We start from the raw sequence: 13517 nt of genomic DNA, 5'->3' as shown, positions 1-13517 counted from the left end.
GGGTTGAGGAGCACGCCGAAGGCGCGCGTCTCGAAACCCGGCCACACACCGTCCGACTGCACAACGAAGAGGAACCATGGCGAGCGACGTGACGCCCGAGACGCCCGGTACGACCGAGCTGAGCGCCGAGGAGATCGGCGAGCAAAAGGCCGTGCGGCTCGCCAAGCGCGAGCGGCTGATCGCCGAGTCGGATGTCGCGGGTGGCGCGTATCCCGTAAGCCTCCCGGTCACCGACACGATCGCAGAGCTACGCCAGCGCTACGACTCGCTCGCGGCCGACGAGACCACGGGGGTCTTCGTCGGGGTCGCCGGACGTGTCGTGCACCTGCGGAACACCGGCAAGCTGTGCTTCGCCGCGCTGCAGGCCGGTGACGGTTCGCGCATCCAGGCGATGGTCTCGCTGGCGTCGGTCGGCGAGGAGTCGCTCGCGCGCTGGAAGGAACTCGTCGACCTCGGCGACCACGTCTTCGTGCACGGCGAGGTCATCTCGTCCAGGCGTGGAGAGCTCTCGGTCATGGCCGACGAGTGGGCGATCGCATCGAAGGCGATCCTTCCGCTGCCCAACCTGCACAACGAGCTCTCCGAAGAACTGCGGGTGCGCAACAGGTACCTCGACCTCATCACGCGCGACCAGGCGCGCGTCAACGTGCTGAACCGTGCGAAGGCCGTCGCCTCACTGCGCGCCACGTTCGATTCGCGCGGCTACGTCGAGGTGGAGACGCCGATGCTGCAGACGATGCACGGTGGGGCATCCGCACGGCCGTTCGTCACGCACTCGAACGCCTTCGACACCGAGCTGTTCCTGCGCATCGCGCCCGAGCTGTTCCTCAAGCGTGCTGTTGTGGGTGGCATCGACCGGGTGTTCGAGATCAACCGCAACTTCCGCAACGAAGGCGCCGACTCGACGCACTCGCCCGAGTTCGCGATGCTCGAGGCGTACGAGGCCTACGGCGACTACAACACGATGGCGGAGCTGACGCAGACGCTCATCCAGGATGCCGCCTGGGCGACTTGGGGTGGCCACGTGGTCACCTGGGCAGACGGCACCGAGTACGACCTCGGCGGCGAGTGGGACTCCATCTCCATGTACGAGAGCCTCACGGATGCGCTGACCGAAGCCGTGGCATCCGGTCGCGTCCCGTGGACGGGCGGCACCGACATCACGCCGGAGACCCCGCTGAACGAGCTCGCCGCTCTGGCCGAGCTGCTCGAGATCGACGTGAAGCACCCGATCGAAGGCAAGTACGTCGAGGAGCTGTGGGAGCACTTCGTGAAGGGCGGCCTGGAGAGGCCGACCTTCGTGCGGGACTTTCCGCTGGACACGTCACCGCTGGTGCGCGCGCACCGCTCGAAGGCCGGTGTGGTGGAGAAGTGGGATCTGTACATCCGCGGGTTCGAACTCGCCACCGGATACTCCGAGCTCGTCGACCCCGTCGTTCAGCGGGAACGCTTCGTCGAGCAGGCCAGGCTGGCGGCGCAGGGGGATGACGAGGCCATGCGCCTCGACGAGGAATTCCTTCGCGCCCTCGAGTTCGGCATGCCCCCCACCGGCGGCATGGGCATGGGCATCGACCGCCTGCTGATGGCCCTCACCGGCCTGGGCATCCGCGAGACGATCCTCTTCCCCCTGGTGAAGTAGCGCCGCACCGGGCACCCCGCCCCACCGGGCCGCCCCCCTCGACGCGTCGCGAAAACAGCAGTGATCGCGCTGTCGCGCTCGGAACAGCAGGATGTCTGCTGTTCCGAGCGACATCTGCTGTTTTTCCGAGGGCTGACCTTCCGTACCCAGCAATGGGTCTGTTGGCGTAATCCACCGATCGGTCGGCAGCCCGGTGATGCCGAGCGGGCAGCTGGCATCTTTGCGGCATGGATGTCGCACGCGCACTCGCGCAGTTCGGTGGCCTTGCCACCCGAAGCCAGCTCCGTCGGCTCGGATGCAGCGACAGATTGATGCGCGCATATGGGGAGTCGGTCGGCAGTGTGCTGCGGCGGTCGTGGATAGCGGCGCCCGATGCCGACCCGAACGCGGTACGTGCCGTCGCGCTGGGCGGAATCCTCGGCGGAGAGAGCGCGCTGCGCTCGCTGGGCGTCTGGGTCTCGTACGACACGGGGCTCTGCGTAGCCGTCAAACCCGGAATCAGCAGGCTTCCTCGCCTTGCAGACGGTGAGTATCGGATCTATCCGCATGACTACACGTGGCCGAACGGCATCCGCTGGCGTGCTGATCCCGTGAGCGCCCTCGTCCAGCTCGCGCTCCGTGTGGAATGGCAGCACTTCGTGGCCTCAGCCGAAAGTGCGATGCACTCTCGCGTCATCCCTGCCACGCGGCTGGACGACCTCTTTGCGCGACTGCCGCGCCGACTTGCTCGACTTCGATCGATGCTGGATGCCCGCGCTGAGTCCGGGATCGAGTCGCTGTTCCGTGTCGCTGCGCTGATGCAGGGCTGGTCCGTCGAGGTGCAAGTGTTCATCGACGGGGTGGGACGGGTGGACTTCGTCATCAACGGCTGGCTGGTGATCGAGGTGGACGGCGATCAGTGGCACTCCACCCGCGAGCAGCGTGCGCGCGATCGGCTCCGCGAGGCCGAACTCGTGCGTCGAGGTATGGGGTCGCACCGCTTCAGCTACGACCAGGTGATGAACGACATCGATGGGTGCACCGATGTCGTCCGGACGCTGCTCGCCAGTCGGGCCTGAATCGGTGTCGCCGCTTGGGATCGTGGTGTCGTCGAAACAGCAGATGTCACCTGAAACCGCAGACATCCTGCTGTTCTCAGCGCGAGAGCGCGACCCCTGCTGTTTTCGGGACGCGTCGGTTGCCGGTTGCCGGTGGCCAGTGGCAGGTGGGCTGCGGGCCGCCGTGCTGGGGGTGGCGCTGACTGGGCTGAGGAAGGAGGGACTAGTGCTGCTGGTAGCGACGGAGGTGCTCCTGCGTGAGGGCATCCATCTCTTCGTCGGTGAGGTCGTCCATCTTCTTGGCCTCGCGCCGATCGCTGTGCATCCAGCGGACGAAGAGAATGATCAGCACGGGGATATCCGCGATCTCGGCGATGAACCACAGAAAGTCGCCCGAGAGGTGCTGATCGTGCAGCGCATTGGGGAACCAGGGCGGCAGGGCCCCGGTGACCCGGGAGGCGTGGTCGAGAACCGTCTCGTTGAGGCGCAGCAGGATGCCCGGGATGGCGTCCAGCACGAGCTCGACGAATGCGAGCATGAACTCCGCCGTGATGAACAGGCTCGTGCGCACCAGGCCGCTGTCCGTGATGGGCAGCACCATCAAGGTTCCGACGAGCGGCACGCCGACGGAGATCGCCGCTTCCCAGCCGGGATCGAGTCGCAGCGCGGCGGCGAACGGCGTGAGGAAGAGGCTGAATCCGATGAGCGCGACGATCGGGGCGAACATCGCGTTTCCCATGAGACGCACCGGCCAGGAGTTCAGGATGCGTTCGAGCACCTTGGCAGGCAGACCGGACAGCGCGGCGCGCGCCAGGCTCACCGGCTTTCCGAGCGAGACCAATGCGGGCACGATGAACAGCAGGAACGCGATCCTGGTCGTGAAAGCCCAGCGCAGTTCGACGCTCCAGGTGCCGAGGAAGCCGAACTCGACCCACGCGTAGAAGCCGAGCCCGAGAACGTAGAACGCGATGGTCGGCCACGCGGGCCACCTCACGCCGTTGCGTCGTGCGAGGTAGATGCCCAGTCCGTAGCACGAGGCCGCGATGACGATCGCGACGAAGGCATACGCGTTGAACGAGTACGTGGTGAGGAAGGTCAGTACGTCAGGCGTGGCGGGCTCCCGGTTGCAGGGCGGTAAGGCCATTATCCGTCGCGTTCCTTTGCACGCGATCCGGGTGGGATTCGAGCCCGCACCCGTGTGGGATGTCAGCGGTGCCCGGTGCTGGATATGAGCGGTGCCCGGAGCTGGATGTCAGCGGGGCCCGGTGCTGGATGTCAGCGGTGCCCGGTGCTGGGTATGAGCGGTGCCCGGGGGCGGCGTACGAGCCGGCATCATGTGCGGATGGGGCGGCGCAAGGTCACAGGAGCGGCGCGTATCCTTGATGACATCATGAACGGCGTTTGGGAAGGCATCGTCTGGGCGCTCGCGCCGACCATTCTGGTCGGCCTGGTGTTCTGGGTCGTGATGCGCGCGATCGTGCGCGCCGACCGAAGCGAGCGAAAGGCCTACGCCGAGATCGAGGCCGAGGAGCGTGCGCGCCGCGGCCTGCCGAGCAAGCCGTAGGCACGGGCATCCCATCTCGCGCCGGCCATAGCTCCATGCACCACTGACAGGGCTGTTCGCGGCACCGTTCGGTGGTTCCTACTCCAACGCCCAGCTGAGTGCTAGCCTCAGGGCGCGGTGCACGAGGGGAGCGGCATGGACAGTGGCACGGTGACGTGGATCATCATCGTCGTGCTTCTCGTCATCGACTTCGCACTCCGCATCGTCGCGATCATCATCATCCCGCGCAATCGACGTCCCACCTCGGCGACGGCGTGGCTGCTCGCCATCTACTTCATCCCGTTCATCGGGTGGGTCTTCTTTCTGCTGATCGGCACGTTCAAGCTCCCCAAGGAGCGGCGGCTGAGGCAGCAGCAGGTCAACGAGTTCATCCTGGAGTCGACTGACGGCATCGAGCTCGTGAGGCGAGATGCGCCCTGGCCGCCGTGGCTGCGGTCGGTGGTGACGCTCAACCGCAATTCCGGCTCGATGCCGCTCGTCGGAGGCAACCGGTCATCGCTCATCGGCGACTACCAGGGCTCGTTGGATGCCATGACCGACGCCGTGAACAGCGCGGAGCGTTATGTGCACGTCGAGTTCTACATCCTGAGCTGGGATCAGACGACGGGGCCCTTCTTCGACGCGCTCGAGGCGGCGGTCAAGCGGGGCGTGATCGTGCGGGTGCTGCTCGACCACGTCGCCTCGCTGCGCACCCGCGACTACCGGCGCACGATCAGGCGTCTCACCCGAATCGGGGCGCAGTGGCGGCTCATGCTGCCGATTCAGCCGCTGAAGGGCAAGTACCAGCGACCCGACCTTCGCAACCACCGCAAGCTCCTCGTTGTGGACGGTCACGTCGGCTTCATGGGCTCGCAGAACGTCATCGACCGCAGCTACAACAAGAAGTCGAATCTCAGGCGTGGCCTGAAGTGGAAGGAGCTCGTCGCCCGGCTCGAGGGGCCGATCGTCGCCGGGCTCAACGCGATCTTCATCACCGACTGGTACCTCGAGACGGGCGAACTTCTCGACAGAGAGCGGGATGTCGCCGAGCCGGTGCGATCCGACGACGAGATCGACTGCCAGCTCGTGCCGAGCGGTCCGGGGTTCGCGGGCGAGAACAACCTCAAGCTGTTCCTCGCCCTGCTTTACTACGCGACAGACCGCATCATCATCACGTCCCCGTACTTCGTGCCCGACGACGCCATGCTCACCGCTCTGACCACGGCGGTGCAGCGCGGCATCCACGTCGAGCTGTTCGTCTCGGAGATCGGCGACCAGGGACTCGTCTACCACGCGCAGAGGTCGTACTACGAGCAGCTCCTGCGGGCGGGAGTCACGATTTGGATGTACAAGGCGCCGTACATCCTGCACGCCAAGCACTTCACCATCGACGACGAGGTCGCGGTGATCGGCTCGAGCAACATGGACATGCGGTCGTTCCAGCTCAACGCGGAGATCTCGCTGATGGTGCGCGGCCACTCGTTCGTCGCCGAGATGCGGCGCGTCGAGGAGGGCTATCGCGAGGCCAGCACGCAGTTGAAGCTCGAAGACTGGCTCAAGCAGCCGTTGCGCTCTACCGTGTTGGACAACCTCGCGCGCCTCACCTCCGCGCTGCAGTGACTACTCCTCCCCAAGGCGCTCAATTGGATGTCGCCCCACAGGTCTCGCGTCGCATCATCGACCAGCACCCGATACTTCGATACTCTGGCGGCTCGACGACAAGGAGACCGCCATGGCGTTCGACGGCACTCAGATCCACGACCCCCACGGCAACGGCCAAGGTGGGATTCAGGGCGCAACGGGCAGGCGCACCAGCGTGCTCGGGGTGTGGGGAGCGCGTATCGTGCTCATCGTCGTCGGAGTGTGTGCCCTCATCTCCGTCGTCTTCATCCTCTTCGGCGCGAGCGGAGGCACGCTCAGCAGGGTGATCGGCACGGATGTCGCACTCATCCTCTTCGCGCTGCTGGTCTGGCTCGACACGGTCATCGGTGCCCACCGGCCCGAGTGGTTCGAGTTCGCGTCGCTCGCGACCGACGCCTACGTGTTGCTGCTCTGGATCCTGATCATCTGGACCGACCCGAACAGTGGCGTCTTCGATCTGCCGATCGCGATCTGGCACGGCATCCTGTGTCTGATCTTCATCAGGGGGATGGTCGCCCTGGCAGACCTGGTGCGGTTGCTCTTCCGCACGTGGTGTTCGACCGTCACCAGGGTGCTCGCCTACATCGCGTGGTGCACGTTCGGCGTTCTGGCCGTCATGGTGACGATCCCGGCGCCGTACCCTCTCAACGGTCTCTGGGACTACGACATCTACGGGCGCATCGTCGCCGCGCTCGCCGTGATCGGCGGGGTCGCGCTCGTGCTGATCCCGCTCTGGGGGCTCCTGATCAACCGCAACCGCGGGGTCCGTCGATCCGCTCCGGTGCCGTATCCGGCATACGGGGCGCCTTACGGCGGCTACCCGCCGGCGCAGGCACAGCAACAGGCGACGGGGTATCCGCAGACGCCCGGTTATCCGCAGACACAGGGGTATCCGCAGGTGGCGGGGTACCCGCCCGTGCCCGGGTACCCTCAAGCGCAGCCGCAAGCCGCCTTCGTCGCGACTCCGGGTTCTGCGGTGCCGCCCGTGCCGGTGCCGCCCGCTGCGCAGGTGCCGCCCGCCGCGCAGGGTCCGGCAGCCTGGCAGGTTCCGCCGTATGACCCGGCGTCAGCTCCCGAGGCTTCCGCACCGCAGGAGCCCGCAGTAGTTCCCGCAGCTTCCGCACCGCAGACGCCGGCAGCGCCAGCAGCCCCGCAGGCGCCCGCCGCCACTCCCGAGGCCGCGCAGGCGTCGCACCCGCCTCTGGCATGGCCCAAGCTGCGTGACGGTCGTCCAGTGCCGGCCGGATACGACGGCAAGCCTGACTTCGCTGCGGTCGCCGGCGCCCCGCTCGCCTGGCCGACCCACCTCGACGGGACTCCAGTCCCAGCATCGCCGGACGGACGGCCGCTCTACAGCTGAGGGGCCCGGGCCACGGCCGCGCGCCTCACTCCCGCGGCTTGAGCCGCACTGTCGGCATCACCGGTGCCGGGAGCGGCTTCCCCGGGTAGTCCGCGACCGTGCCGAAGCGACCTGCGGCATCCGCTCCGTCGATCACCTCGTGCTGCCACTGCTCCCGAGAGGCCTCGACGTCTTCGTGCGTGCGGCCGATGAAGTTCCACCACATCACGATCTGCTCGCCGAGCGGCTCGCCGCCCAGAAGCAGCACCCGCGCGCCGCCGACGGACGACAGCCGAAGCAGCCCTCGTCCAGGCGGAACGTAGGCGAGATGGCGATGCGGCACCTCGACGCCCTCCACCGTGATGTCGCCGAGGTCGAGCAGGATGCCGTGCTCGAAGTCCGCCCGCACGTCGAGCAGCACCGACGCTCCGGCATCCAGATCGAGCTGAGCGCCGAGCAGGGGACTGAACACCGTCGCCTCTGCCGTCGCTCCTGCTAGCTCGCCGATGAAGACGCGTGCGACGACATCCCCGATCCGTGTCGGCGTCGGCACCGTGCGCTCGAAGAAGGGTGCCTGATCGCGCCAGGAATCCGGCAGGGCGAGCCACAGCTGTGCACCGTGGAGCACGGTCGTCTCGGGCGTGGAGTCCTCGGAGTGGCTGATGCCGTGGCCCGCTGTCATCAGGTTGAGCTCGCCGGGTCGCACCATAGCGTGCGAGCCGACGCTGTCGCGGTGCTCGATCTCCCCCTGGAACAGCCAGCTCACGGTCTGCAGGCCGGTGTGCGGGTGCGGGGGCACGCGCATACCGCCCGTGATCGACACGTCGTCCGGTCCGTAATGGTCGAGGAAGCACCATCCGCCGATCGTGGACTTCTTGCGCTGCGGCAGCGTGCGGTGCACGGGCATCGCACGGGGGCCGCCGAGGGGGACATCCCGTGGCTCCAGCAGGACGACGTCGCCGATATCCGACCGGTCCAGCGTGCGCTCGCCGCCAAGGGTCTCGCTCCCCGCAGAGCCCTCCGCCGCCCGCGGTGCGTCGCACTGTGCGACGAGTTCGGCGGGATGCCGCACGAGGTTGCTCATGTGCGGCATCCTAGGCGCGCCGACGTGCCGCGCGCGGTCCATCCGCGTCGCAGCCGAATGGCCACGGTGACCCGGCACTGCGGACTGGGTCACAGGGCCCTAACGAACTGGGCAGACAGCCCGTTTCCCCCGTGGTCCGAGGGGCCTCTCACCCCTACGATTGACACATGCCGCGCCGCCGCCTCGCTCACGTTGTCATGGCCTCTGCCGTCGCCCTTCTGACCGTCGCGGCACTGGCCGGATGCGCAGAGAACTCCACCAAGGCCGTCACCAACTACAAGGGCGAGCCGAAGGGTGTCGAGGCGCCCCCGAGCAGCGCAGGCGGAGCACCGTTCTCGGTCTGGCTCAAGGGCGGCGACCAGTTCACCGTCACGCTGTACGGCAGCTCGACGTGCCCGCCGGTCGCGAGCAGCTACAAGCTCACCGGCCACAACAAGGTAGAGCTCACCATCCCGCTCCCCGACGCGAGCAAGCCGTGCACCATGGACTACGTGCCGCACACCACGGTGTTCGCCACGTCGAACACGATCGACCGCAAGGCGGATGTCTCGATCAGCGGCCAGGGCCAGAGCTGGGTGCTGAAGGCGATGTCGTCGAAGTAGGACACGTCCTTAACGCCGACGGCGAACACCCGCATCGGCGAGGCTCCCGCTCATTACTCTCGAAGTATCGGAGCCGACGTGCGGGCATCCGGATGCACGCGAGCGAGTCACGCGAGCATCCCGCCGGCACTCCGCCAGCGGCTCTGTGAGGAGTGACCACATGTTTGAGAGATTCACCGATCGAGCCCGTCGTGTCGTCGTCCTGGCCCAAGAAGAGGCCAAGATGCTCAACCACAACTACATCGGCACCGAGCACATCCTGCTCGGGCTGATCCATGAGGGTGAGGGCGTCGCGGCGAAGGCCCTTGAGTCGCTGGGGATCTCGCTGGATGCCGTGCGCGAGCAGGTGCAGGACATCATCGGGCAGGGCCAGCAGCAGCCCACCGGGCACATCCCGTTCACGCCCCGTGCCAAGAAGGTGCTCGAGCTCTCGTTGCGCGAGGCGCTGCAGCTCGGCCACAACTACATCGGCACCGAGCACATCCTGCTCGGCCTCATTCGTGAGGGCGAGGGAGTGGCGGCCCAGGTGCTCGTCAAGCTCGGCGCCGATCTCAACCGGGTGCGCCAGCAGGTCATCCAATTGCTCTCCGGCTACCAGGGCAAGGAGCAGGTTCAGGTGGGAGCGAACGAGCAGCAGGGCGCCCAGGGCGGCAGCCAGATTCTCGATCAGTTCGGCCGCAACCTCACGCAGGCCGCGCGCGAGAACAAACTCGACCCCGTGATCGGGCGCGAGAAAGAGATCGAGCGCGTCATGCAGATCTTGTCGCGCCGCTCCAAGAACAATCCGGTGCTCATCGGTGAGCCCGGCGTGGGCAAGACCGCCGTCGTGGAGGGGCTTGCCCAGGCGATCGTGCGCGGCGACGTGCCCGAGACGCTGAAGGACAAGCAGCTCTACACGCTCGACCTCGGCTCGCTGATCGCCGGCTCCCGCTACCGCGGTGACTTCGAGGAACGCCTCAAGAAGGTCACCAAGGAGATCCGCACGCGTGGCGACATCATCACGTTCATCGACGAGATCCACACCCTGGTGGGTGCCGGTGCCGCCGAGGGCGCGATCGACGCGGCGAGCATCCTGAAGCCGTTGCTGGCGCGCGGTGAGCTGCAGACCATCGGTGCGACCACGCTCGACGAGTACCGCAAGCACTTCGAGAAGGATGCCGCACTCGAGCGCCGCTTCCAGCCCATCCAGGTTGCCGAGCCGTCGCTGCCCCACGCGATCAACATCCTCAAGGGACTGCGCGACCGCTACGAGGCGCACCACAAGGTGTCGATCACGGATGGCGCGATCGTCGCGGCCGCGAACCTCTCCGACCGCTACATCAGCGACCGCTTCCTTCCTGACAAGGCGATCGACCTGATCGACGAGGCCGGCGCCCGCCTGCGCCTGTCGATCCTGTCGGCGCCGCCGGAGTTGCGCGAGTTCGACGACAAGATCGCCAAGGTGCGCGAGCGCAAGGAAGCCGCGATCGAGGAGCAGGACTTCGAGAAGGCGGCATCGCTGCGCGACGAGGAGAAGAACCTGCTCGGCGAGCGGCTTCGCCTCGAGAAGCAGTGGCGCTCGGGTGACGTCAAGACCACGGCCGAGGTCGATGAGGGACTCATCGCCGAGGTGCTGGCCCAGGCGACGGGCATCCCCGTCTTCAAGCTCACCGAGGAGGAGTCCAGCCGGCTCGTCTTCATGGAGAAGGCGCTGCACCAGCGCGTCATCGGTCAGGAGGAGGCCATCTCGGCGCTCTCCCGCACGATCCGCCGTCAGCGCGCAGGCCTGAAGGACCCGCACCGCCCGAGCGGCTCGTTCATCTTCGCCGGCCCGACAGGTGTCGGAAAGACCGAGCTGGCCAAGGCGCTCGCCGAGTTCCTGTTCGACGACGAGTCGGCGATGATCTCGCTCGACATGTCGGAGTACGGCGAGAAGCACACCGTCTCCCGCCTGTTCGGTGCCCCTCCCGGGTTCGTCGGTTTCGAAGAGGGCGGACAGCTCACCGAGAAGGTTCGCCGCAAGCCGTTCAGCGTGGTGCTGTTCGACGAGATCGAGAAGGCACACCCCGACATCTTCAACTCGCTGCTCCAGATTCTGGAGGAGGGACGTCTGACGGATGGCCAGGGTCGCGTCGTCGACTTCAAGAACACCGTCATCATCATGACGACCAACCTCGGCACGAAGGACATCTCCGGCGGCCCCGTCGGCTTCCTGGTCGAGGGCGACACGCAGACCGATTACGACCGGATGCGCGGCAAGGTGAACGAGGAGCTGAAGAAGAACTTCAAGCCCGAGTTCCTCAACCGTGTCGACGAGATCATCGTCTTCCCGCAGCTCGACAAGAGCGAGCTGCTGCAGATCGTCGATCTCTTCATCAAGCGCCTGAGCGACAGGATGCTCGACCGCGACATGACCATCGAACTGACCACTCCCGCGAAGGAGAAGCTCATCGAGGTGGGCTTCGATCCCTCGCTGGGCGCACGGCCGTTGCGCCGCGCGGTGCAGCACGAGGTGGAGGACCGTCTCAGCGAGAAGATCCTGCACGGCGAGCTCAACGCCGGCGACCACGTGACCGTCGACTTCGTGAACGGCGAGTTCGTGTTTACGACCGCAGCACGCAAGGACCCGGTGGGTGCGCTCGCAGCCGGCCCTGTAGGCACCGGCTCGGTGACGCCGGACCTCGCCGCCGGACTGTAGACATCCACTCCAGAAAGGGGTCGGCCCGTTTGGGCCGGCCCCTTTCTGCATCCCTAGACTGGAGCGCGTGCCAGACCTCCATACCGAGCCCATCTCGACCGTCGAGACGCAGGGGTTCAGGGTGCGACGAGCGCACACGGGCGACGTGCCGGGCATCCAGCGGCTCGTTCAACCGCTGGTGGACAGCCGCATCCTGCTCGGCAAGGAGCGCGTCGCGCTGTACGAAGCGGTGCAGGAGTTCCGGGTCGCGGTGGATGCCGCAGGAAACCTGATCGGATGCGGCGCCCTTCACGTGCTCTGGGAAGACCTGGGCGAGGTTCGCACGCTCGCGGTGGCCGACGAGTGGCGAGGACGCGGTGTCGGCCACGCGATGCTGGAGCGCCTCGAGCACGACGCCGTCGGGCTCGGTCTGAGCCGGCTGTTCTGCCTGACGTTCGAGGTGCGATTCTTCTCGCAGCACGGATTCGTCGACATGGGCCACGAGACCGTCGATCCGGATGTCTACAACGAGCTCCTGCGCAGCCGCGACGAGGGCGTCGCGGAGTTCCTCGACCTGGCGAGGGTGAAGCCGAACACGCTCGGCAACACCCGCATGATCAAGCTTCTCTAGGTCCGGTCGCCGGCCGCCCGAAGGCCGGAGCCGGTGACGCTCAGGGTCATCCGCGTTACCACGACCGCGGCCTGCGATTGCGCCTTGCGACCGGCGAGTTGCCACAGGTGCCGCACTGCTCGCGCTTAACCTGTCTGCATGTCGAGCCTGAAGCATCCGGTCGGCCCCCAGTCGGGGAGGGTGTATTGGCGTCGACGACTCGTGGTGGGGCTGGCGCTCGTCGCGATCATCGTGGTGGTGCTCCTCATCGTGTTCGCTCCGCGAGGCAAGTCGGATGCCAGCGCACCGGTCGCCACGCACACTCCGGTCACTTCTGCCTCGACCTCGACCTCGCCGAGGCCGACCACGAACCCCACGACGGTTCCGACGACCCACGCGACAGCGAGCGGCAAGGCGTGCGACACGTCCGCCGTGGATGTCGAGGCGATCACCGACTCGAGCAGCTACAACGCGACCACTCAGCCGAAGATGTCGTTCTCGATCACGAACACGGGATCGAAGCCATGCACCTTCGACGTGGGGACGGCCAAGCAGGTGTTCACGATCACGAGCGGCAACGAGGTGTACTGGACGTCGACCGACTGCCAGACCGGAGCGAAGAGCACGGTCGTGATGCTGGAGCCGGGCAAGACGCTGACGTCGGTGCCGATCGCGTGGGACCGTACCCGCTCTGACCCCTCGACCTGCAAGGCGACGAACCGCCCGCCGGTTCCGGCAGGGGGAGCCTCGTACCACCTCAAGGTTCAGGTGGACGGCGTCACCTCGACGACGACGAAGCAGTTCCTGCTGTACTGACGGCGAGCGACCCGCAACCGGCTGTGCCAGCGGCGCCGGCTCGATCCGCGCTTGGTGGATGGCTCAATCAGCGGTTCGCGCGATGCTGGGCGACCGCAACGCGGTACGCCTGCACCATCGCCCAAGCTTCGGGGCGCTCGCTCTCACCGTCGCCCTTGTGGGCGTGCGCGACCTGCCATGAGTCGAGCGCGCTTGCGTAGTCCCGAGCCACTCGCGCGGCCGACACGATCGTCTTGGTCTTGCAGATCGGCTCGCCGTCGGTGGTATGAACCTCGTACTCATCGGCCCGCTCAGTCGCGACGTCGTAACCCACTTCGGTGATCACGGCGACCGGCTGGTGATTCCTGCCGCCGAGGTAGCTCCACCTGGTGGGCCGGCAGTTGGCCCGAAGGCTCATCAGCTCTTGCTCGTCGGCGTTCTGGCTCACGTAGGCAGAATACGGAGGGCAGCCGACATCGGCGCCCCTGGATTTGTCCCAGGTTCTGCGGCCGTCCCAGGGCGGCAGCCCTGCACCGACTGCTCGCCAGCGCGTGGCGGTTTCACAACCGGA

At 66.8% G+C, this 13517-nt stretch carries 12 protein-coding genes; 9 read left to right on the top strand and 3 right to left on the bottom strand.

What is annotated here, in order from left to right; genetic code table 11:
• Positions 1-76: 76 nt before the first annotated feature.
• On the top strand, positions 77-1639 hold the full coding sequence (gene lysS, locus ACYVDN_RS11320) for a lysine--tRNA ligase (protein ID WP_460571463.1): 1563 nt from the start codon (positions 77-79) through the stop codon (positions 1637-1639).
• A 227-nt stretch (positions 1640-1866) separates the two neighbouring features.
• Complete coding sequence (locus tag ACYVDN_RS11315) at positions 1867-2697, top strand: endonuclease domain-containing protein (RefSeq protein WP_460571461.1); 831 nt, start codon at positions 1867-1869, stop codon at positions 2695-2697.
• Between the two features lie 202 nt (positions 2698-2899).
• Here the strand turns inward: ACYVDN_RS11315 and ACYVDN_RS11310 are convergent, their stop codons facing one another.
• Positions 2900-3820 carry a cytochrome c oxidase assembly protein gene (locus tag ACYVDN_RS11310; protein ID WP_460571459.1) on the bottom strand — a complete coding sequence of 307 codons (921 nt, stop codon included), beginning with the start codon at positions 3818-3820 and terminating at the stop codon, positions 2900-2902.
• 198 nt (positions 3821-4018) lie between these two features.
• On the opposite strand from ACYVDN_RS11310, the gene ACYVDN_RS11305 reads away from it, so the two are divergent.
• The 3 genes from ACYVDN_RS11305 (at position 4019) to ACYVDN_RS11295 (ending at position 7220) form a co-directional block, all read left to right on the top strand.
• Positions 4019-4240, top strand: coding sequence for a hypothetical protein (locus ACYVDN_RS11305; RefSeq protein ID WP_460572348.1), 222 nt, complete (start codon positions 4019-4021; stop codon positions 4238-4240).
• A gap of 135 nt (positions 4241-4375) precedes the next feature.
• Positions 4376-5839 (top strand): cardiolipin synthase, encoded by a 1464-nt coding sequence (gene cls / locus ACYVDN_RS11300; RefSeq protein ID WP_460571457.1) that lies wholly within the window; start codon positions 4376-4378, stop codon positions 5837-5839.
• 112 nt (positions 5840-5951) lie between these two features.
• A complete protein-coding gene (locus tag ACYVDN_RS11295; RefSeq protein ID WP_460571455.1) occupies positions 5952-7220 on the top strand; it encodes a hypothetical protein in 1269 nt (422 codons plus the stop codon).
• A gap of 25 nt (positions 7221-7245) precedes the next feature.
• On the opposite strand, the gene ACYVDN_RS11290 is transcribed toward ACYVDN_RS11295, so the two are convergent.
• Positions 7246-8283, bottom strand: a complete 1038-nt coding sequence (locus ACYVDN_RS11290) for a pirin family protein (RefSeq protein WP_460571453.1) — start codon at positions 8281-8283, stop codon at positions 7246-7248.
• Between the two features lie 167 nt (positions 8284-8450).
• Here ACYVDN_RS11290 and ACYVDN_RS11285 point away from each other — a divergent pair, with 167 nt between their 5' ends.
• The 4 genes from ACYVDN_RS11285 (at position 8451) to ACYVDN_RS11270 (ending at position 12967) form a co-directional block, all read left to right on the top strand.
• Positions 8451-8885, top strand: coding sequence for a hypothetical protein (locus tag ACYVDN_RS11285; protein WP_460571451.1), 435 nt, complete (start codon positions 8451-8453; stop codon positions 8883-8885).
• A 160-nt stretch (positions 8886-9045) separates the two neighbouring features.
• Positions 9046-11562, top strand: a complete 2517-nt coding sequence (locus ACYVDN_RS11280) for an ATP-dependent Clp protease ATP-binding subunit (RefSeq protein WP_460571449.1) — start codon at positions 9046-9048, stop codon at positions 11560-11562.
• A gap of 67 nt (positions 11563-11629) precedes the next feature.
• Positions 11630-12172, top strand: a complete 543-nt coding sequence (locus ACYVDN_RS11275; protein ID WP_460571447.1) for an amino-acid N-acetyltransferase — start codon at positions 11630-11632, stop codon at positions 12170-12172.
• Positions 12173-12310: 138 nt separating this feature from the next.
• Positions 12311-12967, top strand: a complete 657-nt coding sequence (locus ACYVDN_RS11270) for a hypothetical protein (protein WP_460571445.1) — start codon at positions 12311-12313, stop codon at positions 12965-12967.
• Between the two features lie 67 nt (positions 12968-13034).
• On the opposite strand, the gene ACYVDN_RS11265 is transcribed toward ACYVDN_RS11270, so the two are convergent.
• The gene (locus tag ACYVDN_RS11265; RefSeq protein WP_460571443.1) at positions 13035-13394 is read right to left on the bottom strand and encodes a hypothetical protein; all 360 of its coding nucleotides are present in this window, start codon (positions 13392-13394) and stop codon (positions 13035-13037) included.
• Positions 13395-13517 lie beyond the last annotated feature (123 nt).

This window comes from Humibacter soli (assembly GCF_054779035.1).
This window is presented reverse-complemented; position numbering and strand designations above follow the sequence as displayed.